Origin of the sequence: Planococcus sp. SSTMD024, assembly GCF_041320495.1 — a bacterium.
GTDB lineage: Bacteria > Bacillota > Bacilli > Bacillales_A > Planococcaceae > Planococcus.
This window is the reverse complement of sequence record NZ_JBGGNS010000022.1, coordinates 129,623-151,507: the sequence shown is the minus strand read 5'-3', so window position 1 is coordinate 151,507 and position 21,885 is coordinate 129,623. Positions and strand designations below refer to the sequence as shown.

21 protein-coding genes and 1 pseudogene are annotated in these 21,885 nt (G+C 51.4%); 11 read left to right on the top strand and 11 right to left on the bottom strand.

Annotated features, from left to right (window positions below; all coding sequences use genetic code 11):
• Positions 1 to 24: 24 nt before the first annotated feature.
• From AB9R92_RS09580 to AB9R92_RS09560, 5 genes and pseudogenes are all read right to left on the bottom strand, one after another.
• A pseudogene (locus tag AB9R92_RS09580) lies at positions 25 to 438 on the bottom strand (class I SAM-dependent methyltransferase); the annotation flags it as partial.
• 130 nt (positions 439 to 568) lie between these two features.
• Positions 569 to 1,126 carry a GNAT family N-acetyltransferase gene (locus tag AB9R92_RS09575; protein ID WP_370669235.1) on the bottom strand — a complete coding sequence of 186 codons (558 nt, stop codon included), beginning with the start codon at positions 1,124 to 1,126 and terminating at the stop codon, positions 569 to 571.
• Positions 1,107 to 1,640 carry a GNAT family N-acetyltransferase gene (locus AB9R92_RS09570; protein ID WP_370669234.1) on the bottom strand — a complete coding sequence of 178 codons (534 nt, stop codon included), beginning with the start codon at positions 1,638 to 1,640 and terminating at the stop codon, positions 1,107 to 1,109. The genes AB9R92_RS09575 and AB9R92_RS09570 overlap by 20 nt, the downstream gene beginning before the upstream one ends.
• Before the next feature lie 53 nt (positions 1,641 to 1,693).
• The gene (locus AB9R92_RS09565; RefSeq protein ID WP_370669233.1) at positions 1,694 to 2,146 is read right to left on the bottom strand and encodes a hypothetical protein; all 453 of its coding nucleotides are present in this window, start codon (positions 2,144 to 2,146) and stop codon (positions 1,694 to 1,696) included.
• Positions 2,147 to 2,275: 129 nt separating this feature from the next.
• Complete coding sequence (locus AB9R92_RS09560; RefSeq protein ID WP_370669232.1) at positions 2,276 to 2,770, bottom strand: DUF4181 domain-containing protein; 495 nt, start codon at positions 2,768 to 2,770, stop codon at positions 2,276 to 2,278.
• Positions 2,771 to 3,037: 267 nt separating this feature from the next.
• Here AB9R92_RS09560 and AB9R92_RS09555 point away from each other — a divergent pair, with 267 nt between their 5' ends.
• From AB9R92_RS09555 to AB9R92_RS09540, 4 genes are all read left to right on the top strand, one after another.
• Positions 3,038 to 4,267, top strand: coding sequence for a dicarboxylate/amino acid:cation symporter (locus AB9R92_RS09555; RefSeq protein ID WP_370669231.1), 1,230 nt, complete (start codon positions 3,038 to 3,040; stop codon positions 4,265 to 4,267).
• Positions 4,268 to 4,350: 83 nt separating this feature from the next.
• Complete coding sequence (locus AB9R92_RS09550; protein WP_370669230.1) at positions 4,351 to 4,683, top strand: heme oxygenase; 333 nt, start codon at positions 4,351 to 4,353, stop codon at positions 4,681 to 4,683.
• 114 nt (positions 4,684 to 4,797) lie between these two features.
• Positions 4,798 to 6,438, top strand: a complete 1,641-nt coding sequence (locus AB9R92_RS09545) for a diguanylate cyclase domain-containing protein (RefSeq protein WP_370669229.1) — start codon at positions 4,798 to 4,800, stop codon at positions 6,436 to 6,438.
• A 458-nt stretch (positions 6,439 to 6,896) separates the two neighbouring features.
• Complete coding sequence (locus AB9R92_RS09540) at positions 6,897 to 8,087, top strand: MFS transporter (RefSeq protein ID WP_370669228.1); 1,191 nt, start codon at positions 6,897 to 6,899, stop codon at positions 8,085 to 8,087.
• Between the two features lie 329 nt (positions 8,088 to 8,416).
• Here AB9R92_RS09540 and AB9R92_RS09535 read toward each other — a convergent pair whose 3' ends face one another.
• Positions 8,417 to 8,833: a cupin domain-containing protein gene (locus tag AB9R92_RS09535; RefSeq protein WP_370669227.1), complete on the bottom strand. Its 417-nt coding sequence runs from the start codon at positions 8,831 to 8,833 to the stop codon at positions 8,417 to 8,419.
• Between the two features lie 75 nt (positions 8,834 to 8,908).
• Positions 8,909 to 9,958 (bottom strand): NAD(P)/FAD-dependent oxidoreductase, encoded by a 1,050-nt coding sequence (locus tag AB9R92_RS09530; RefSeq protein WP_370669226.1) that lies wholly within the window; start codon positions 9,956 to 9,958, stop codon positions 8,909 to 8,911.
• Between the two features lie 156 nt (positions 9,959 to 10,114).
• Here AB9R92_RS09530 and AB9R92_RS09525 point away from each other — a divergent pair, with 156 nt between their 5' ends.
• The 4 genes from AB9R92_RS09525 (at position 10,115) to AB9R92_RS09510 (ending at position 13,908) form a co-directional block, all read left to right on the top strand.
• Complete coding sequence (locus AB9R92_RS09525) at positions 10,115 to 10,906, top strand: ABC transporter ATP-binding protein (RefSeq protein ID WP_058382374.1); 792 nt, start codon at positions 10,115 to 10,117, stop codon at positions 10,904 to 10,906.
• A gap of 7 nt (positions 10,907 to 10,913) precedes the next feature.
• Positions 10,914 to 11,843, top strand: coding sequence for an iron-hydroxamate ABC transporter substrate-binding protein (locus AB9R92_RS09520; RefSeq protein ID WP_370669225.1), 930 nt, complete (start codon positions 10,914 to 10,916; stop codon positions 11,841 to 11,843).
• A gap of 62 nt (positions 11,844 to 11,905) precedes the next feature.
• Positions 11,906 to 12,904, top strand: coding sequence for a FecCD family ABC transporter permease (locus AB9R92_RS09515; RefSeq protein WP_370669224.1), 999 nt, complete (start codon positions 11,906 to 11,908; stop codon positions 12,902 to 12,904).
• Positions 12,901 to 13,908, top strand: a complete 1,008-nt coding sequence (locus AB9R92_RS09510; protein WP_370669223.1) for a FecCD family ABC transporter permease — start codon at positions 12,901 to 12,903, stop codon at positions 13,906 to 13,908. Before AB9R92_RS09515 ends, AB9R92_RS09510 begins: the two co-directional genes overlap by 4 nt.
• Before the next feature lie 47 nt (positions 13,909 to 13,955).
• Here AB9R92_RS09510 and nhaC read toward each other — a convergent pair whose 3' ends face one another.
• Positions 13,956 to 15,425 carry a Na+/H+ antiporter NhaC gene (nhaC, locus tag AB9R92_RS09505; protein WP_370669222.1) on the bottom strand — a complete coding sequence of 490 codons (1,470 nt, stop codon included), beginning with the start codon at positions 15,423 to 15,425 and terminating at the stop codon, positions 13,956 to 13,958.
• A 204-nt stretch (positions 15,426 to 15,629) separates the two neighbouring features.
• Here nhaC and AB9R92_RS09500 point away from each other — a divergent pair, with 204 nt between their 5' ends.
• The 3 genes from AB9R92_RS09500 (at position 15,630) to AB9R92_RS09490 (ending at position 18,173) form a co-directional block, all read left to right on the top strand.
• Positions 15,630 to 16,166: a dihydrofolate reductase family protein gene (locus AB9R92_RS09500; RefSeq protein ID WP_370669221.1), complete on the top strand. Its 537-nt coding sequence runs from the start codon at positions 15,630 to 15,632 to the stop codon at positions 16,164 to 16,166.
• A gap of 106 nt (positions 16,167 to 16,272) precedes the next feature.
• The gene (gene mgtE, locus AB9R92_RS09495) at positions 16,273 to 17,619 is read left to right on the top strand and encodes a magnesium transporter (protein WP_370669220.1); all 1,347 of its coding nucleotides are present in this window, start codon (positions 16,273 to 16,275) and stop codon (positions 17,617 to 17,619) included.
• A 140-nt stretch (positions 17,620 to 17,759) separates the two neighbouring features.
• A complete protein-coding gene (locus tag AB9R92_RS09490) occupies positions 17,760 to 18,173 on the top strand; it encodes a DUF4395 domain-containing protein (protein ID WP_370669219.1) in 414 nt (137 codons plus the stop codon).
• A 50-nt stretch (positions 18,174 to 18,223) separates the two neighbouring features.
• Here AB9R92_RS09490 and AB9R92_RS09485 read toward each other — a convergent pair whose 3' ends face one another.
• The 3 genes from AB9R92_RS09485 to AB9R92_RS09475 form a co-directional block, all read right to left on the bottom strand.
• A complete protein-coding gene (locus tag AB9R92_RS09485; RefSeq protein WP_370669218.1) occupies positions 18,224 to 19,501 on the bottom strand; it encodes a glutamate-5-semialdehyde dehydrogenase in 1,278 nt (425 codons plus the stop codon).
• Positions 19,502 to 19,529: 28 nt separating this feature from the next.
• Positions 19,530 to 20,300: a glutamate 5-kinase gene (gene proB / locus AB9R92_RS09480; RefSeq protein WP_370669217.1), complete on the bottom strand. Its 771-nt coding sequence runs from the start codon at positions 20,298 to 20,300 to the stop codon at positions 19,530 to 19,532.
• Between the two features lie 540 nt (positions 20,301 to 20,840).
• A complete protein-coding gene (locus tag AB9R92_RS09475; protein ID WP_370669216.1) occupies positions 20,841 to 21,875 on the bottom strand; it encodes a hypothetical protein in 1,035 nt (344 codons plus the stop codon).
• Positions 21,876 to 21,885 lie beyond the last annotated feature (10 nt).

Genomic DNA, 21,885 nt, shown 5'->3' with positions numbered 1-21,885 from the left:
GAGCTCGTCAAAAACGGTATAAGCTTCTTCATCGTCCCAGACATTTTCGTACTCATTGCGGCAAGCTTGCCGGTCCTCCTGCGTCCGAAAAGCAATATCGCCGATCAATAATGTCCCTCCCGGCGCCAGCCTTTTCAGCAATTGCTTGAGGAAACTCCATTTATCCGCGTCTTCCAAGTGATGAAGCGCGTATGTACTGACGATGCAATCAAAAAACAGCCCGTCAAAAGCAGGCGGCAAGCCATCCGCCATGTCCCATTCCACGAGCTGCGCTTCCGGCATTTTCTTTTTGGCACGCTCCATCATATCAGATGAAAAATCAATCCCGAAAATACGATGGCCTTTGTCGTATAAAGCAGACGCCAATGCACCCGTCCCAAAGCCGATATCTAGAACCGACGCCTGTGGCTTGTCGTCAATTGCTTCGAAAATGTCCATCAGTACGTCGCTGTAGCCTGCAAACGGATACGTCCCTAGACGCTCGCTTTCGCGCACCGTGTCGTCGTATTCCGCTGCCCATTCGTTGAATCCTTGTTTTCCTAACATCCTGCCGCTTCCTTTCTCGTCATCAATTGTCTTGTTGCTGCATCTGCCATTCAGGGGACAGCAGCGAAAAGATCAGTGCATCGTGCGACTCTCCGCGCTGGTACAAATAGCCGCGGAGCCGCCCTTCTTCCGTAAAGCCCATTTTCTTCAACAGCCGGTTCGACCCGGTATTGGCCGGATAGGTCGTGGCGCCTACCCGGTAAAGCCCCAGCTCATCAAACGCATAGGCCAGGACGGCCGAAAGCGCTTCTTCCATCAACCCTTGGCGCCAATAATCCGGATGCAGCTCGTAGCCGACTTCTGTCTTTTTCGAGCGCAGCTGAAGTTGGTTGAACCCGATCGTTCCGATCAATTCTTCCTCTCCCCGCAAGCGAATGCCCCAGCGCATGCCGCGCATGAATTCAAACACGACGCGAAAAGCTCGGATCATCTCGAGCGCTTCTTCTTTCTTTACTAACCGGTCCATGCCGTAATAATAAGTCACGTCTTCACGCTGCAAGAGCGCGAAAAAACGATCGGTGTCCTGCTCTGTAATTTCCGTCAGCAGTAACCGCTCCGTCTCAAGTGTGGGAAATTGCATGCCATCGCTCCTTCTGCACCCGGTAAACGAGTACGTATTGTCCGTTGCGTAAAACCGGTTCACCGCATTCCATGCCAAGTGCTTCTGCTACTTTTTGTGAGGCATGGTTTTCTTGTTGAATGAGTGAAACAAGTGCGCTTTGCCCGTGCTCTGTAAACCCTTTCTCACAAAGCAGCCTTGCCGCTTCACGGGCATAGCCAAAGCCCCAGAATTCCGGTGCAAGCCAGTAACCAACTTCCAGTTCCGTCTGTCCATCCACCGATTGCGGCACCAGCCCGGCATGGCCGATCCGTTTGCCGTCTTCTTTGCGCACCAGCAAAAACAAGCCATATTCAGGATGTTCCTTGTACATGCGATAGATCCAATACAGGAATTCCAAAGCTTGCTGGCGGCTTTTCACCTTGCCGTTTCCGATATGCCGCATGACTTCCGGCTGTTTCAGTAAAGAATGCAGAAAGTCAAAATCCTCATCCCGGTACCGGCGCAGCAGCAAACGCCCACTCTCCAACTGCATGCCCACTTGCCCCTTTCGCTGTTTCACGTGAAACATTTTTCAGACTTTTTTCATTAACGAAGCCGGTTTTGGCCGAGCTTTTCGACGGTTTCGTACTCTTTGGACTTGCGGAGCTCCAGATCGTTGCGCTTGGCAAATTGCGATAAATCCTCAAACAAGCCGTCACCGAATAGCGCGAAGCGCAAATCGATACCTTTTTTCACACGCACCACCGCCACTTTCGCCGCCCAACTGCTGCGCTTGAATTCAATGCGGCGGATTTCCTCTCCGTATACCGTTTTGTAATAAAGCGGCAAGCCCCATAACTCAACACGGTAACTGATATTGCCATTCCGGACCTTGACGCGCGCTTCGATAAACAACGCCAGCATAATCAAGGCCGAAACGAATAACTGAAAATACAGCGCAAACCCGTCCGGAAACGAGCTCAGGAGCAGCGGCGGCAGATTGACAGCGAGTAACATGATGACGAGCAGCCAGCGCTGCACTTTTCCTTGATGGACCATTCCGCTCTCCTCCTTGTTTCAAGCTTCAATCGGTTAAGTTCATAAAAAAGCAGCTTGTTGAATTCACACACACGCAGTCTCTACATATAAATGAACTGTCCAGGCAGCTCTCTCTTATATCGCTTACATTTAATTCATAAAATCGGCCAGCAAGCGGATATCCTCCAATATGAATTCGGCAAAATCCGGGAAAAAAGCAAATATGCACGTGCCGACAATGACTGTACTGGTGATGAATTGCAGAAAGCTGTATTTATAATCATTCGGATTGTCGGCGTGGGTTCTTTCCATATAAACATTGTAAGCTCCCTGCACCCCATTGACGGCAAGCAACGCAGCTATCGGAAGCAGCGACCGGGTTTCTTGAAACACAAAGAGTGCCCCGATGGAAATGGCTGCCCCGCTCCAACGGAAATACGCATCCACTTTTTCATGGCGCTCATTGACGAAATTCGACGAACTGGAGAAAAATTTCTTGCGCTCGACCCTTAAAATCTTGCGCAGGATCCAGTTTACGCCCATGATCGCTAAAACCGTGACCGCAATAAACCCAATCATCGGCCATACCCAGTCATACTGCGCTTCGTAATACTCCATTCCGTCTGTTTCACCGACTCCACCCATTTTATCGCCCTCAACTTTCCGCTCAATGCTGAAATACGCTTATGCTTTTGGTCTTATCGTATCACGAGATTTTGGGAAATTATAGAATATTTTTAAGTTTTCTGATAACCAGCATTTCGTTCATCTTTTTTTCGCCTTTTGCACTTGGTTCTCCTGCCGAGTTCGCTTCTTTGACAAAACAAAGGGCATGGGCTATCGTAATTAAGTCAAATCCGACTAAGTTTATATGGTTTTTAAAAAATAAAGTAAAAATAAAGGAGGCGCTTTATGAAAGCTCTTTGGAAATCTTATGCAAATGTATCGCTTATCTTAAAAATCACTGTGGCGCTCATCCTCGGCGTCATCGTCGGCTTGATTTTCGGGCCAGATGCCGCCGCCTTGGCACCGCTTGGCGATTTGCTCTTGCGGCTCTTGACCTTCCTGATTGTGCCGCTCATTTTCTTCACCTTGATCGTCGGGATCAATCAATCGAAAATCGGGGACCTTGGCCGGATGGGTGGAAAAGTCTTTCTGTTCTATACGCTCAGCTCGGCATTCGCCATCATCGTCGGCTTATCGGTCGCAAGCATTTTCCAGCCAGGTTCGGGCATGCAGCTCGACGGATCGGAAACATTCGATGTGCCGGAAAATCCCGGCTTTACGAGTGTGCTGCTGAACATTGTGCCGTCCAATATCATTGCGGCATTCAGTGAGATGAACTTGCTCGGCATCATCTTCACGGCGTTTGCGTTCGGCATCGCCATTTCCTATATGAGAAGTTCTGCGGAATTTGGCGAACTTGGCAACCATCTGATGAAAACGATCAACGCGCTAAACGAAGCAACTTTGCTCGTCTTGAAAGCCATCCTCCAGTACGTGCCGATCGGCATTTTCGCCATCATGGCGGAAACTGTCGGGTCGCAAGGAGTGGAAACGCTCGTATCACTCGGCGGCATGGTCGCCGTTCTTTACATCGCCATCGCGGTGCAGATTGCGCTCTATACGATCGCCATGTTCGTGTTCAAAGCCAATCCACTGAAGTTCTTCAAACACGCGCGGACACCGATGCTGACGGCTTTCGTTACGCAAAGCAGCTCCGGCACCTTGCCGTTGACGCTTGACGCTGCGCGCGGGCTCGGCATACCGAAAAGCTTGTACGGCTTCAGCCTGCCGCTCGGTGCCACGATCAATATGGATGGTGCGGCCATCCGCATTGCCGTTTCGGCCATTTTTGCCGCCAATATTATCGGGGACCCATTAAGCCTGTCAGAGATGTTCATGGTCGTCTTGATCGGGACGCTCGCCACAGTCGGCACTGCCGGGATTCCAGGAGCCGGCATCGTCATGATCGCCACGGTCTTCGTCCAGCTCGGGTTGCCGATGGAAGCAGTCGCCCTCCTCACTGCCATCGATGCACTCGTCGGCATGGGTGCCACGATGCTCAATGTGACAGGCGATTTGGCAGGCTCGAAATTGATTGACCAAAGTGAGAAAAGACGCGGAACGGCCAAGGCTTAACACGGCTCGCTGCGGACAAAGCATGGTGCTCTGTGATACAGTGGGAATATCTCGTATCCCATCGAAAAAGGAGACATGCAGTTATGTATATCGTAACCAACCGCATCAAAATGAAACCGGGATTTGCTGAAAAAATGGCGCCCAACTTCACCCGCCCAGGCGCATTACAGGAAATGGAAGGCTTCCATAAAGTCGAAGTGACCATCACGCAGGACCTGGAAGAATACGATGAACTGAACGTCAATATGTATTGGGAAACACTCGAAAATTACGAAGCATGGAAATCCAGCGATGTTTTCAAGCAAGCCCATAAACGCCCGGAACCGGCGGAAGGCGAAGAGAAAAAAGAATCGCCGATGCTCGGCAGCCAACTTGTCATCACAAAAATCGCTTCGGTCATTGAAGCCGCTAAATAATGGAAACAGGCAGCAAAAGCTGCCTGTTTCTTTTTGCCTTCTTTCCCCTTTTATACAGGACTTTTGATATACTGAGTGTATTCGTGAAAATTGCCTAGTTTGGAAGGGAACCATATGAAATCATTATCGCTTAGAAACTATTGGGGATTGATATTCGCTGCCTTTGTCCTGTTGTTTGCTGCCGTTCTCAGCATGCTTGTCTCTGAAGTAAGCACACAGCGCCTGGAAGAAGAACGCGGCAACGCCTTATCGAGTGCGGCGTTTCAGATGAAGGACCGGTTGGATCAATATATGTGGGGACGCTATAGTGAAATCAAGACGTTCGGGGAAATCGAAGAATTGGCGTTGGTTACGCCCATTGAAGAAAAGCGCGCCACGCTTGAAATGCTGCAAGAGCAAGTGCCCGCTTTTTCCTGGATCGGCATTACCGATCCGGCCGGAACCGTTACTATTTCAACAGACCAATTGCTGGAAGGAATGGACTTGTCCGAACGCCCGGTTTATTCCGAAGCCCGTCAAACCGATTTTATCGGCGATGTGCATGAAGCGCTCCTGTTGGCTGACCTTTTGCCGAATCCGGGAGGCCATGAATTGGAGTTTGTCGACATCAGTGTACCGATCTTTTACCCGGACGGCTCATTTGGCGGCGTAGTGGGCGCCCATTTAAGCTGGGACTGGGCACAGGAAGTGATGCAATTCGTATTGCGCCCGCTGAACCGCAGCGAAAACGAACTGGAGGTTTTCGTTGTAAGTCCAGGAGACCACCGCGTCATTCTCGGCCCTGAGCAATTTCTCGGCCAGAAGCTCCCAATTGATTCTTACACCCTGTCGCAAGGAAAACGGGCCGGTTGGGTACTCGAACAATGGCCGGACGGCAATTCCTATTTGACCGGGTTTGCCGGTGGCCGCAGCAATTGGGACTATCCCGGACTTGAGTGGACCGTCCTTGTTCGCCAACCGGAAGAAACCGCCTTCGCTGCTGCCCGCGACTTGAGCCGCATCATCATGTTGAGCGGTTTGGCAAGCGCCGCCCTTTTTGCCTTAGCCGGCTGGCTCGTGGCGGGGCGCATCAGCCGCCCGCTCAATGAAATCTCCCGGAAAGCGAAAGCCTTCCGCAAAGGAGAACAATTGGCTTTGCCGAAAAATACCGGGGTGCGCGAAATTGAAGATCTGTCCCACTCTCTTGAAAGCCTGGTCATGACACTCGGCACGACGGAATCCGACCTGATGCGCATGCAGGATTTGGCGCAACGCGACCCGCTGACCGGCTTGCCGAACCGTATTGCGCTTGAAGAGGCCGCAGACCGGATGATGAGACAGGCGAACGACACAGGAGAGAAATTGGCTTTTTTCTATCTGGATCTGGATGGTTTTAAGAAAGCCAATGATAGTTTAGGGCATTTGGCGGGCGACCATGTGCTTCAGAAAGTGGCCGAACGGCTGACGGCAGAACTGCCTGAAGATGCATTCATTTCCCGCATTGGCGGGGATGAATTCGTCTTGCTGTTCCCTTGTGAAGCCATCGGCGAATTGCCGACAAGGCAATTGGCGCTGCGTTTGATTGACCGGCTGGGCAAGCCGATCACTGTCGAAGCCGGCCGGGTGCAGCTCGGGTGCAGCATCGGAATCGCCATTTACCCGGACAACGCCGAGAACCTCTATACTTTATTGTCATATGCGGATGCGGCACTTTACGTGTCCAAGGCAAACGGCAAAAACCAGACAACGTTTTACAAAGACATCGCCTCGGAATGAACAAGCCGAGATGCCTGTTTGCTTCACCCATACCCGTAAGGATCTAAAAGCGCTGCCCCTTGAGGCGGCGCTTTTTCACAGTATTGAAGAAGTCTATAATTTGCTATAGATCAAAAAGGAAATCACATTTTTTTACAATTAAAAATCAATGTTCTCTCTAAGTATTTGGAGAAGCGTTCGCTCGACTCCGGTGGATCAGCGAGACGACCGAGACCCCGCAAGACGCGCAGCGGATGAGGAGGCTTGGGCGCGAGCCCACGGAAAGCGAGCGATAAGCTTCGGAAAATACGGCTTCATACTTTCTCAACAAGCTGAAAAAGCGCTGCCTCTTGAGGCGGCGCTTTTTCAAGTACCGTATATTGGACGACATGCCAGGGGTCTGCTACGGTTAATAATGGCGAAAGCCGAAGATGTATTATATATTGCACTGCTAGTGTGCTTTCGAAGGAGTCTTTCAGTTGAGTCACAACAAACCCAAATTATGGACGCGGGACTTTATCGGCGTTTCCGTCGTCCATTTCCTGCTATTGCTTGTTTTTTATTTATTGATCGTCACGATCGCTTTATACGCCGTCGAAGAATACGGGGCTTCGACCAGTGAAGCCGGCCTCGTCACCGGGATCTTCATCTTGGGAGCGCTGACGGGACGCTTGGTTATTGGCCGCACACTGGATATGATCGGCCGAAAACGCGCCTTGGTGCTCGGTTCTGCCTTGTTTGTCGGCATGACTGCACTGTATTTCCTGCCGCTCGGTTTGCCTTTCTTGATGCTGAACCGCTTCTTGCACGGCGTGACGCTCGGTGTCGCGAGCACCGCAGCCGGCACAATTGCCGCACAAGTCATTCCCCATACGCGTAAAGGCGAAGGCATCGGCTACTTCAGCATGAGCGCGACGCTGGGTGCAGCGTTCGGGCCGTTTATCGGCTTGATGATGAGCCAATGGACTGGCTACAATGTGATTTTTGCTGCCTGTGTCGCGATCGCCTTGTCTGCACTGGCGCTCAGCACTTTTGTGAAAGTACCACAGCTTGAGAAACCGCCTGCTGAAGACGTGAGATCCGGCTTCCAGCTTTCCAATTATTTAGAAGCGAATGCTGTTCCGATTGCCATCGTCATGTTTTTAATCGCACTCAGCTATTCGAGCGTTTTGTCCTTCATCAATTTTTACGCCAATGATAAAGGGCTGGTGGAAGCGGCCAGTTTCTTCTTCCTGGTATACGCTGTCGTCATCTTGCTGACACGCCCGTTCACCGGCCGCATCATGGATTTGTATGGCGCCAATTACATTATGTACCCTGCGCTTGTGTCGCTCGCAGCGGGACTGTTGCTGCTGAGCGTTGCTGATTCAAGCCTGGGGCTGTTATTTGCGGGTGCTTTAATCGGCCTCGGGTTCGGCAATATGCAATCGACGACGCAAGCGGTCGCCATCAAGCTGACGCCTCCCCACCGGATGGGGCTTGCCACCTCGACGTTTTTTGTCGCGATGGACGGCGGGCTCGGCATGGGGCCGTATATACTCGGCTTTATCATCCCGTTCACTGGCTATAGCGCACTTTACGGATTGCTCGGAATCGCCGTATTCGCGTTAATCGTGCCGTATTATTTCCTCCACGGAAAAAAAGAACGCAAGCTCGCTTCTGCGCATTGAACGGATGCAATATAAAAGAACGGCCGACAGTCAGCTGTCGGCCGTTTTTTCAGAGTGTTGACGAAGTCTATAAATCCATTACGAATTAGAATGGGGTTTTTTTCTACATTCAAAAATCAATGACCTATCTAAGTATTTGGAGAAGCGTTCGCTCGACTCCAGTGGATCAGCGAGACGACCGAGACCCCGCAAGGCGCAAAGCGACTGAGGAGGCTTGGGCGCGAGCCCACGGAAAGCGAGCGATAAGCTTCGGAAAATACGATTTTCCAACTTTCTCGGCAGCCTTAAAAACGGCCGACAGTCAGCTGTCGGCCGTTCTTTATTTTAACTTATTCTTCCTCTTCTGCTGCGTCCGCTTCCGCTTTTGTTTTGTGCACTGTGCTGTGCGGATGTTCCGGCGGTGCATAGATGGAATAGATCTTCAGCGGCTTATCGCCTGTATTGGTGACGTTGTGCCATTTGCCTGCAGGGATAAGGATGGCGTAATCGTCTTCCGCTTTTTCTTCAAAGCTTAAATTGTCTTCGCTGTCGCCCATCTGCACGAGGCCTTCCCCTTCTTCGATGCGAAGGAATTGGTCGCCGTGTTCATGGACCTCAAGCCCGATGTCATCGCCTGCTGCAATGCTCATCAATGTCACCTGCAAGTTTTTCCCGGTCCAAAGAGCAGTGCGGAACGTATCGTTTTGTTTTGTCGCGTCTTCGATATTGACGACAAATGATTCAGCACCATAATCTTTTAATTCCATGGATGGTTCCTCCTTCGGTTTGTTGTTCTGTCCTGCTTTTCTCTACCCTGAGAGCATCGGACATAAACAAACCGCTCAGCGCAAGGCCTGTTTTTTCAGCGCCTGGTTGCGGGAGTTGAACACATCATTATGGGAAGACACCATGGCAATATTGGCAGCGTCCGGCTCGATGAACTTTTTCGCTTTATTGACGGCATTGGCGGCGTCGGTAAACGTGCCGGCGATCAAATTGAGCTTGCCGTCGTGCTGGAGAATGTCCCCTGCCGCAAACACTCCCGGTACGGAAGTTTCGCTTGCTGGCGTGCCTTGCAAATAGAAGTCGTCTTTTGTTTCCAGATCGAGCGGGCTGTTTTCGAGTAAGCTCGCATCGCGCTCATAGCCGTGGTTGATGACGAGCTGGTCGACCGGCAGCATGCGCCGTTCGCCCGTCACTTGGTTCATCACTTCCACTAGTTCGACGCGGTCGCCCGCATCCGATGCCACAAGCCGTGTAATGGCCGAATCCAGTAAGCATTCGGCACGGCTTTCAAGCAATTGGCGAACTTGCGCTTCGTGGCCGGTCATTTCGGATTTGCGGTGGATGACATAGACTTTTTCGGCAATCGGCTCGAGCTCGTTTGCCCAATCGACTGCCGAATTGCCGCCTCCTGAAATGAGCACCGTACTCCCGCGGAAGCGTTCGAGCGTTTTCACGGTATAATTGAGGTTCGCCACTTCGAAGCGTTCGGCTCCTTCGATCTGCAGCTTTTGCGGCTTCAGGATGCCTCCGCCGACTGCGACGATGACTGATTTCGAGTAATGGAGTTCCCCCGACGCGCCGGCCAGCACAAACAAGCCGTCTTCGTTCTTATTCATGCTCTCCACTTTCTCATCCAGGCATACCGTCGGATCGAAAGTGAGCCCTTGTTCGACCAATTGGGTGATCAGCTGTTCGCAGCGGATCGGCGTCTGCCCCCCGACGTCCCAGATCATCTTTTCCGGATAGACATGAAGCTTGCCGCCAAGGCGCGGCTGGAACTCGATAATTTTCGTTTTCATGCCCCGAAGCCCGCTGTAGAAAGCTGAATACAAGCCCGCGGGACCTCCCCCGATGATGGTTACGTCAAAGATGTCGTGATTGGCCATTTTTTCCATCCCCGTTCTATAGTAAATTCCGATTGACAACGATTCTCAATAACTTTATAGTATACATTGTAATGAAAGTGAGAATCATTATCAACATATATCCCATTTTTATTTTTTTGCTTCAAAATTACCGTTTAATGAAAAGGAGGGCTGTCGATGGGACGCCTTTTTACAGAAAACCTGGAAGTCAGCTATGGCGAAAGGAAAATCGTCAAAGGCTTGTCCCTGTCGATTCCAGATAAAAAGATCACCGCAATCATCGGGCCGAACGGCTGCGGGAAATCGACTTTTTTGAAAGCGATGACACGCGTCATTCCGCACGAATCCGGTTCGGTCATTCTCGACGGCCAGCAAATCGCAGAAGAGAAAACAAAGCAATTGGCGAAAAAACTTGCCATTTTGCCGCAGTCGCCGGAAAACGCTGCCGGTTTGACGGTCGGTGAAATCGTCTCTTACGGCCGCTTTCCTTATCAAAAAGGATTCGGCAAGCTCAGCAAACGGGATTATGAAATGATCGACTGGGCTCTCAATGTGACCGGTACCCAATTTTTCAAATACCACCCCGTTGATGCCTTATCCGGCGGCCAGCGCCAACGTGTCTGGATTGCCATGGCACTCGCTCAGGAAACGGAAATGATTTTCCTCGATGAGCCGACAACTTACCTCGATATGGCGCATCAATTGGAAATCCTGGAACTGCTCCGCGAACTCAACGCCGAAGAAGAACGCACCATCGTCATGGTGCTGCATGATTTGAACCACGCCGCCCGCTTCGCCGACCATATCGTCGCGATGAAAGACGGCCAAATCATCAAGGCCGGATCGCCCGAAGAAGTCATCGTTCCGGACGTGCTCCGGGAAGTTTTCCGCATCGATGCGGAAATCGGCCTTGATCCACGAACACAAAAACCGATTTGCCTGACATACAATTTAATTAAAGGAGCTTAACCAGATCATGAAAAAACTACTTATCTTGTCCATTGCATTACTCTTTATGCTGGCGCTTGCCGCTTGCGGTTCTACAGAAGAAACGACAGAGGAAACGGGCGGTTCGGAAGGCGAAGCAAGCGGATCCGATACCATCCAATACGAATCGGAAAACGGCACAGTGGAAGTTCCGGCTGACCCGCAGCGCGTTGTGGCCTTGGCTTACGGCGGAAACGTCATGGCACTTGATGTCCCGCTTGCCGGCATCGATGCTTGGGCGATCGACAACCCGAACTACGAACCGTATTTGGACGGCGTAGAGGAAGTGTCGGAAGAGAACCTGGAGAAAATCATCGAATTGGATCCAGATTTGATTATCGGTTACTCGACTCTTCAAAACGTCGATAAACTGGAACAAATTGCACCAACTGTGACTTATACTTACGGCAAAGTCGACTATTTGACACAGCACCTGGAAATCGGGAAACTATTGAATAAAGAAGACGAAGCACAAGCATTCATCGACGACTTTAAAGAACGCGCACAAGCAGCCGGTGAAGAAATCAAAGCGGAGATTGGCGAAGATGCAACAGTATCCGTCATCGAGAACTTCGATAAGCAATTGTACGTATACGGCGACAACTGGGGCCGCGGCACTGAGATCCTGTACCAGGAAATGGGCTTGAACATGCCGGAAAAAGTTGAAGAAATGGCTCTTACTGATGGGTACTATGCCTTGTCACAAGAAGTCCTCCCTGAATACATGGGCGATTACGTAATCTTCAGCAAAGACTCCGAACAGGATAATTCATTCCAGGAAACGGACCTTTACCAAAACACGCCAGCTGTAAAGAACAACCAAGTGTTCGAAGCGGATGCGAAGAAATTGTACTTTAACGATCCGATTTCACTCGATTACCAACTTGAATTGTTCCAGGAAAAATTCCTTGGCCAATAAACACAAAAGGGATTCTGCCAAGCGGAATCCCTTTATCCTTTCTATAGAAAAGATGATGATGCATGCGTTATAATTTCCGCTTTACGTACATATTTGGAATCAGCCTGCTGGCACTTGTGCTGGCTTTTGTTGTGTCGATGGTCTTTGGCGCGGCTGATGTCAGCCTGAAGAATCTCTGGCTGGCGCTGTTTTCCGACAGCACTGGACAGCAAATATCGGTCATCCAGGAAATTCGCCTGCCGCGTGAAGTGGCCGCGATTTTCGTCGGGGCAGCACTCGCCGTCTCAGGAGCGATCATGCAAGGCATGACCCGCAACCCGCTGGCAGATCCCGGGCTGCTCGGTTTGACGGCCGGAGCCAATGCGGCACTCGCCGCGACATTGGCATTTATCCCCGGAGCCAATTATTTCGGCATCATGATCGCCTGTTTTATCGGGGCGGCAATCGGCGCCGGGCTTGTCTTCGGCATCGGGGCTTCGCGTCGCGGCGGCTTCTCGCCATTTCGCATCGTCCTCGCCGGAGCTGCGGTATCGGCGTTTTTAACCGCCATTGCAGAAGCAATCGGCTTATTGTTCAAAATCTCCAAAGACGTCTCCATGTGGACCGCCGGCGGCTTGATCGGCACATCTTGGGGACAGCTGCAGATTATCATTCCGTTTATCACGATCGCTTTGTTTGTCGCGTTATTGCTGTCGCGCCAACTGGCGGTATTGAGCTTAAGCGAGGAAGCGGCAATCGGCCTTGGCCAAAAAACCGGCCAGATCAAAGCGATGCTGTTTGTCGTCGTCACTTTGCTTGCCGGTGCCGCAGTCGCTTTGGCCGGCAACCTGGCGTTCATCGGCTTGATGATTCCGCATATCGTCCGCGTGATTGTGGGCAGCGATTATCGCTTCATCATCCCGATGTCTGCCGTCACGGGCGCCATTTTCATGCTGCTTGCGGATTTATTCGGCCGCACGGTCAACGCACCGTTTGAAACGCCGGTCGCAGCGGTGGTCGCCATGCTCGGCTTGCCGTTCTTCCTGCTCATCGTCCGTAAAGGTGGAGGTGCGTTCACATGATCCAACAACATTTGATCCGCAAGCAACGCATCACTCTGCTCGTGCTCACCATTATCCTATTGATCACCGCCGTCTTGAGTTTGGGTCTAGGCTATTCGACACTCGGCTTCGGCCGGATCTTGCCCGTGTTGATGGGACAAGGCGACTTCAAAGAAGAATTCGTGCTGTATTCCATCCGCATGCCGCGTTTGCTCATTACGTTCCTGGCAGGGATGGCACTCGCCTTATCGGGCGCAGTGCTGCAGAGCATCACGCGCAATGATTTGGCAGATCCGGGCATCATCGGCATCAATTCCGGAGCCGGTGTCGCCATTGCCATTTTCTTTTTGTTCATCCCTGTAGATCCGGGCTCTTTTGCTTTCTTGCTGCCGTTCGTCGCATTTCTCGGCGCTTTTATCACCGCGATCCTGATTTACTTGTTCTCCCGCGATCCGCGAACGGGCCTTCAACCGGTCCGGCTCGTATTGGTCGGGATTGGGTTTTCGATGGCGTTATCCGGCGTCATGATTGTGCTGATTTCATCTGCGGAACGGGAAAAAGTGGATTTCATTGCCCAGTGGCTCGCGGGTTCCATTTGGGGAACTGACTGGCCGTTTATCCTGGCACTCTTGCCATGGCTTGTTCTGCTGATTCCGTTTGTTCTCTATAAAGCGAACCGGCTGAACATCCTCGGGCTCGGCGAATCCGCCGCCATCGGTCTCGGGCTCAATATCGGCAAAGAACGCGCCGTGCTGCTGCTCGCGGCCGTCGCACTCGCGGCCGCTGCGGTTTCTGTTACCGGCAGCATCGCCTTTATCGGCTTGATGGCCCCTCACCTCGCGAAAGCGCTCGTCGGGCCGCGCCATCAATTGTTCCTGCCCGTCGCCATCCTGCTCGGCGGCTGGCTGCTGCTTGCGGCTGACACGATCGGACGCAATCTGCTCGAACCATCGGGCATTCCGGCTGGCGTCATGGCCGCATTGATCGGCGCTCCGTATTTTGTTTATTTATTGATGAAGAAATAAAAAATGGCTCATGTCCCTTTTTCGGGGACATGAGCCATTTGCTATGGTTATACCGGTTCTTGCTGTGCTTCCATTTCCATGCGCGCTTCGCGTTCTTTGAGCTTCTGCATTTCCTCATCGGTCATGAATTCGACTTTCCAGCCGAGGAATGCCATGAGGATCGCGATGATCGGCACCGAGTAATTCAACACCGCATAAGGTGCATAAGCAAACGGATGGACCGCGAGCGTCGCGAGGATGAACACGCCGCATGTGTTCCACGGGACGAATGGTGACGTGATCGTTCCTCCGTCTTCCAGTGCACGGGACAGGTTTTTCGAATGCAAGCCCTGGTCCTGATACGCCCGTGCATACATCCGCCCTGGCAATAGAATCGAAATATACTGCTCAGAGGCCGTGACATTCGTCAAGAACGCGGATGCGACCGTTGCAGCGATCAGGCTGCCCGCTGTTTTCGCCAGCATCAAAATCTTCGTGACGATCGACTTCAGCATGCCCGTGTGCTCCAATACGCCGCCGAAGGTCATCGCGAAAATCGTCAAGGAAATAACGAACATCATCGAATCGATGCCGCCGCGGTTGAACAAGGAATCGACCACTTCGTTGCCGGACGTGATTGCGTAGCCGTCATGCAGCGCATTGACCGCTTCTGCCACCGAGCCGCCCTGGACCAGAATGTGGCACAGCCAGCCGAGCACGATGCCGACCCCCAGCGCCGGCAATGCCGGCACTTTCTTCATGACCAATACGATGACCGCCAAAGGCACGAGCAAGAGCCACGGCGAGATGACGAAATTCTCTTCAAGCGACGCCAGGATAGTGTTGATATTGCCGCTGTCGATTGCATTGCCGCCGAATTGCCGGCCGAGGAAGAAATAAGCGATCAAGGCGATGATCAGCCCTGGAATCGTTGTGTAGACCATGTGGCGGATGTGGACGAATAGATTGGTATTTGTGACCCCTGCTGCCAAGTTCGTCGTGTCCGACAGCGGTGACATCTTGTCTCCGAAATAAGAACCCGAGATGACCGCTCCTGCGACCATTGCTGCCGGGATCCCCATGCTCGCGCCGATGCCCATGCCCGCGATGCCGACAGTGCCCATCGTTGACCAGGAACTGCCGATCGCCCCGGCAACCAGCGCGCAGATCAAGCAGATCGTGACGAGGAACAAAGACGGTGTAATGATTTTCAAGCCATAATAAATCATCGTTGCGACAATTCCTCCGCCGATCCAGGAAGCAATGATCATGCCGACCATGATGATGATGACCAAAGCCGGAAGCGCGAGCCGGATTCCTTTATACGCCCCTTCTTCAATCATATGCCAGCGGTACCCCAACCGCCAGGCGATGATGACTGCGATGGTCGTACCAAGAAGCAAGGGAATATGCGGGCTGCCTTCAAAAATGATAATTGTGACAGCCATCGCCGCGACCATGAAAACCAACGGCAGCAAAGCCAGCCAAAAAGGGACTTCAATCTCTTGCTGTTTCGGGCGTTTCTTTTCTTCTTTCATGTTCTCAAACCCCTTTGTAAATATGGAATAAATGCTTGTATTTATTTTGCCACTATACTGATTTCATTGCTATAAAAATTTTCAGATTACCCCGATTTTTCGGAATTCGGAATAGTTCAATGCAGGATTCTCCTCTTGCCGTCCCGAAGTTTAACCGTATTGCCTAAGCTTCCGGCATCCAGTTATGGAAAGGGGAAGATGAACGTGGGAAAATTGACTGTTTCAATGTATGTGACACTTGATGGCGTTATGGAAGAGCCGTCATGGACTGCGGCTTATTGGGACGATGAACTCGCCCAGTTTCAACTGGACCAGCTTTACAACAATGATGCCTTGCTGCTCGGGCGTGTTACGTATGAAGGGTTCGCTGCCACTTGGCCGACCGCAGAGGATGCTCATGGCTTTGCAGATCGCATGAACGCGATCCCGAAATATGTCGTTTCGCACACGCTGAAGCGAACCGAGTGGAATGCGCGCTTGATCAACCACGATTTCGCTTGGGAGATCAAAAGGCTGAAGAAAACCGGCCAGCGTTTGCTCGTCTATGGCAGCGCCGAACTCATCGACACCTTGATCGAATACGATTTAGTGGACGAATTGCATTTGATGACCTTTCCGCTGCTTCTCGGCGAAGGAAAAAAATTATTCCGCGACGGCGTATCGCCAAAAGCATTCAAATTGCTGAAAAGTTTTTCGACCGACCAAGGGGTATTGATCGCCAATTATGCGCCAGAACGATGATGCATATTTTAAGCTGCAAAAAAGCATGACCGCCTCCCTTTTGGGGAAAGAAGAAATGAGGCCGCCTCGCACTTAAGGCCACCCCAGAAGGAGCTGAAGCCTTGCGATGACAGAAAATGAAATCACTTTAGCATTGATCCAATCATTGAAAGACGGGCGGACGCAAGACTTCCAGCATATACTCGATGAGCTGCAGCCTTATGATATCGCCGTCCAATACCGCCATTTGCCTGAAAAGCACCGCGAACGTTTCCTGCTTCATCTGACAATCCGCCAATTGACCGAACTCATGCAGGAACTTCACCGGAATGACCAAGTCCATCTGCTCGAGCGGATGTCGGTGGACCAATCGACCAAAGTGCTCGACTTGATGGACAACGACGATCTCGTTTCGCTATTGTCCGACCTGGAACCGAATATGATCGAAGAGCTGCTGTCGCGCATGAACCGTGAGGAGTCTTCCTATATCCAAAAGACGATGAACTACCCGCCGGAAACAGCGGGCCGCATCATGAACAACCGCTACGTCTGGATTCCGCGCCATTATACGATCCGTGAAGCAATCGATAAAATCCGCGATTTCGCGGAAATTGCCGAGTACTTGAACTATTTATATGTCGTCGACGAAGACAAGAAACTGCTCGGCGTCGTCTCCTACAAAGATTTGATTCTCGGCGAACTCGATGAACAAATCGACGATGTCATGTATACACGCGTGGTCAAGGTCGATGCGCTGACCGACCAGGAAGAAGCCGCCGCCATCATCGGGCGCTATGACTTTATCACCTTGCCGGTCGTCGATACGGAAAACCGGCTGCTCGGCATCATCACTGTCGATGATGTCATCGACGTCGTCTTGCAGGAAGCGAACGAAGACATCGAAAAGCTTTCCGCATCCGGTAAATCCATCGATTTCCAGACGCCGCCTTTTGTCGCAGCTTACCGCCGTTTGCCTTGGCTGATTTTGCTTTTGTTTATCGGGCTGATCTCCGGCGGCATCATCAGCCGCTTTGAAGACACCTTGCAGACCGTGGTCGCTTTGGCGTTCTTCATGCCGATGATTGCCGGCATGACCGGCAATACCGGCACCCAGTCGCTCGCAGTCGTCGTGCGCGGCCTCGTCGGCCAAAAGCCCGATAAGAAAGGCACAGTGAAGCTTATTCTTCGCGAATTATGGGTCGGCATCATCATCGGCGTCACCTGCGCCATTTTAATCATGCTCATTGCCTATGTTTGGCAAAACAATATCGTGCTGGGTTTGGTTGTCGGCAGTTCGCTGCTCTTGACGCTCATTATCGGCACACTTGCCGGCACCCTCATCCCGTTGATTTTATACAAGCTGAAAGTGGATCCAGCTGTCGCTTCCGGCCCGCTGATTACGACCATCAACGATATTCTTTCCCTGCTCATTTATTTTGGCTTGGCTTCGCTGTTCATCTCTCGTTTGATGTGAACAGCGTTTTTTTGAGCTTTTTTCTTTATTCCGAGTAATCAACTATGTATAATAAGGAGAAACTTTATGCAGTATTTTTTTCTGCGCACATCGCCTTGTTGCTGATCCGATTGGCCATAAAAAACTCGGAGGGATTCCAGATGACCATTCCAAAACCGCTCGTCCAGCTCAATCAAGCCTTTCTTGTCGCCACAGTACTGGCTGGGCTCACCATCCATACATCTATCCTGCTCATGCCTTTCGCCGTTGGGACCGTTACCTTGGTCACGAAGAAAAATCCGCTCATCGCATTCAGCTATCGCTTTTTGCCGAATCCCCCGAGCAGCTATCCGCAGGAAGACCGTGACCAGCAATTGTTCAACCAATGGATCGCCACGGTCTGCCTCGGGCTCGCGCTCATCTTTTTAGCAGCTGGCCTTCCGATTGTCGCTATGGTATTCGGCGCTATGGTCATCATCGCTGCCGGAGTGGCGCTGATGGGCTATTGCATCGGCTGCACCGTGCGCTATCAGCTGATGATGTGGAAACACCGCCGGGCGAAAACGGATTATTGAGGTATTTCTAAATGAACAGTAAAAAGCGGAGACCGCAGTCTCCGCTTTTTTTATTTTGTTTGGCCGTTGCCTTTAATGAGGTATTTCGTTGACGTCAGTGCCGGCAAACCCATCGGCCCGCGTGCGTGGAGCTTTTGCGTGCTGATGCCGATTTCGGCCCCGAAACCGAATTCAAAGCCGTCGGTAAAGCGCGTCGACGCGTTATGGTAGACGGCTGCCGCATCCACTTCCGTGAAGAATTGCTGGACGCTTTCTGCCTGTTCCGAAATGATCGCCTCGGAATGCTTCGTGCCGTACTGGTTGATATGCTTGACCGCTTCCCCCGTGCTATTTACCGTTTTCAGCGCGAGTTCGTAAGCTAAGTATTCCGTTCCCCAATCGGCTTCTTCCGCCGGGATGATGCCGCTGCCTGATTGCTGCGCTTTTTCATCGCCGTGGATTTTCACGTCTTTTGCCTGGAGCGCTGACACCAGTTCCGGCAAATGCTGTTCAGCCCATTTCTCGTGTACGAGAATCGTTTCGCAGGAGTTGCAGACGGATGGACGCTGGGTTTTCGCATTCAAGGCGATGTTGATCGCCATGTCCTTGTCCGCCGTCTCGTCGATATAAACGTGGCAATTGCCTGCGCCTGTCTCAAGTACCGGCACGGTTGAATTCTCGACGACCGTCTTGATCAAGTTCGCGCCGCCGCGTGGGATCAACACATCCAAATAGTCGTTCAGCTTGAACATCGCAGAAGCCGCCGCGCGGCTCGTATCTTCCAACAATTGTACGGAATCAACCGGTAATTCACTTTGTTCAAGTGCGCGGTGGATGACCGCAACAATGGCCGTGTTCGAATGGATCGCTGTCGAACTGCCGCGCAAGACGACGGCATTGCCGGTTTTCAGGCAAAGGCTCGACGCATCCACTGTGACGTTCGGGCGGGCTTCGTAAATCATGCCCACCACGCCAAGAGGTACGCGTACTTTCGTCATATCGAGTCCGTTCGGCTGTTGCCAATGCTCGAGCTCTTCACCGACCGGGTCAGTGAGTTCGGTCAATTGGATGAGTGCATCCGCCATATCCGCAAGGCGCTGTTCATCGAGCTTGAGGCGGTCAACGAGAGATTCGCTCATGCCGTTTGCACGCCCCGCTTCAATGTCTTTCAGGTTTTCTTTTAAAATGAAACTTTTTTCAGCCATTAGCTGCTGAGAGATGAGTTCTAATGCTTTATTTTTCAGGGTGGTGTCGGCTTTTGCGAGTTCCCCCGCTGCCGCTTTCGCTTTTTTCGCTTTCTGTACCAGTTCTGTCTCCAAAGTTGCTTCTTTTTGAAGAACTTCTGTCATCCAATCTTCTCCTTTCGATTTCCGTACTTTACGCTAATTCTTTAACGGGTTTTGCGATATACGTCCCGTCGCCGTTTCCATTCATGATCTCAACCAATTTTTCACTGCCTTCTCCGGTACCGATGAACACATCGACGCCGAAGTTATGGGCTGTTTTCGCGGCTTCCACTTTCGTCTTCATGCCGCCAGTCCCCACATCCGATCCAGCACCGGATGCGGCTTCCATCAGCTCATCCGGAATGTCTTTTAGGTGGGTATATCGTTCAGCGGCTGGGTTGGTCTTCGGATTGTCTGCATAGATGCCGTTGATGTCCGTCAGAATGATCAATTGATCTGCGCGGACAAGCCCGCTGACAAGAGCCGACAACATATCATTGTCGCCAAAGGTCAATTCCTCAACCGCCACCGAATCGTTTTCGTTGATGACCGGCATCATGCCGCGTTCCAATAATTTCGAAATGGTATCGTCCGCTTTTTGGTACAAGTCTTTCGTCAACAATAATTGCGCAGAGACGATATCGAAATTCTTGAATTCTGTTGCATATGCCTGCGCGAGCAGGCTTTGCCCGACGGCTGCCGCTGATTGCTTGTCGACGACCGTGTCCGGACGGGATAAATAACCCATGCTTGTGCATCCCGCTGCAACCGCGCCAGACGAGATCAAGATGACGTCATGGCCTTCTTCTTTTAAGCGGGCCAACGCCCCGACATGTTCCCGCAACTTCGTGATGGACAATTTACCGTGGCTGTCCGTCAATGAGCTGCTTCCTATTTTCACTACTATTCTTTTCTTTTCCATTGTTACAGTCACCACCCGATTTTGATTATTTAATGAGCTCTCCCATTACGATCAAAAGCGGAAGAACCCGGTCTCCGTAAAACGCTTTACAATGGCTGACTTTCGTTGTCTGATAATAAGAATTATTATGCATTTAAATGCATTTTAAGTCAACTATTAATTTCAAAAATACTTATAAAACAGTTTTTTAATGTTCGCCACTTTCATAATTATGAATATTTATTCAAATGTGCGTGTTTCATTATAAACCATTTTCAGTTCCGGAGATGGCGCCTGCGCATTCTTCGCCGCCCGGAAATTCCAGACGGCAACTGACCGCCTGCAAGACGCCAATCACAAGTGGCAAGTGTAACATAACCAGAGGGTATTTCAAGTTCATGGAGGGGATTTCGCCTTATGAAAAGGCTTTCATATTACTTAAAATATAGGCAAAAAGATATATTTGACAATCTACAAAAGCCCGTACCACAAGGGATACAGGCAAAACACGTACAAGTGTTGCTATTTCATTCTAAAGTACCACTAGATAAAACCCCATTTTCAACCGAGCGGCGCAGCACTTTGCCGGCGTTTGGCGGCTCGCCGGTAGCCTTGGATGATGTCGCTCAACGCGCCTATAATCATGATGGTCAAGATACCGCCGAAAATCCATGTTAGCGCATTGGTTCCACCAAATGTATCGGTGAGAAACTGCTGGAATTCCGGATTGAGCACCTCAGAGTTGAGGAAAATCAGGATGAAGACGAGCACCGAGACGGTTTGTACCACAGCGTTGAATGTGGCCAGCCGGTAATTCCAATAGCCAGCGCGCCACTGCCAGACGGCAAGCGACAGCTCCAGAATGATGACGAGCGCAATGAAGGGCCAGTACGATAACAGTACGTCCTGGTTGAATACCGCCATTTGAAAGCGCAAGCCTTCCCCATCGTCAGTGTAAATACCGAGCACTTTATCGGCATTGAAATAAACCGTCGTCCAGATGACCATCCAGATCAAGCTGCCGAAGATTTGGCTTTTCGCCACTTTCGCTTCAACCGGCTCGAGCAGTGCCTCCTGCCCTCCCCATTCTTTCAAGTCATCAGGCGTCCATTCTGCCATTGTCAGCCCAAGCGGCGTCTCCACACCTGATTTATCTGCCCAATCCATAATGGCAACGACGAGCGTGATCCAAAACAAAGTTTGCATGATGGTATTGAAGATCGCGCTGATGATATTGCCGATCAACGAAGCGAGCACCGTGAACAGCGTCTCCTCCTGGCCGATACCCGAAACAATACCGACGATTGTCACGACAATGAGCGTGATAAGAACTGCCAGCGGGATGACCAGCCTTAACAGGCGGACATACAAATCAAAATAGCGCGGGCCGATCAAGTAACGCCTCACTTTTCCGTAATGCTCCGCCATGAGTGCCGGATGGCCGAATTCCTGAAGGACGGCCCGCTCTTCGTTTTCCGTACTGTCTGCCGTGAGCCGTTCCGCCAATTTGCTTCTCAGGTCTTTTTCCGCTTCCTGCCGTTTGTCTTGCGGCAGCCGTTCGAGCACTGCCCGGATATACCGTTCACTTAGCTTCATAACCCCATCT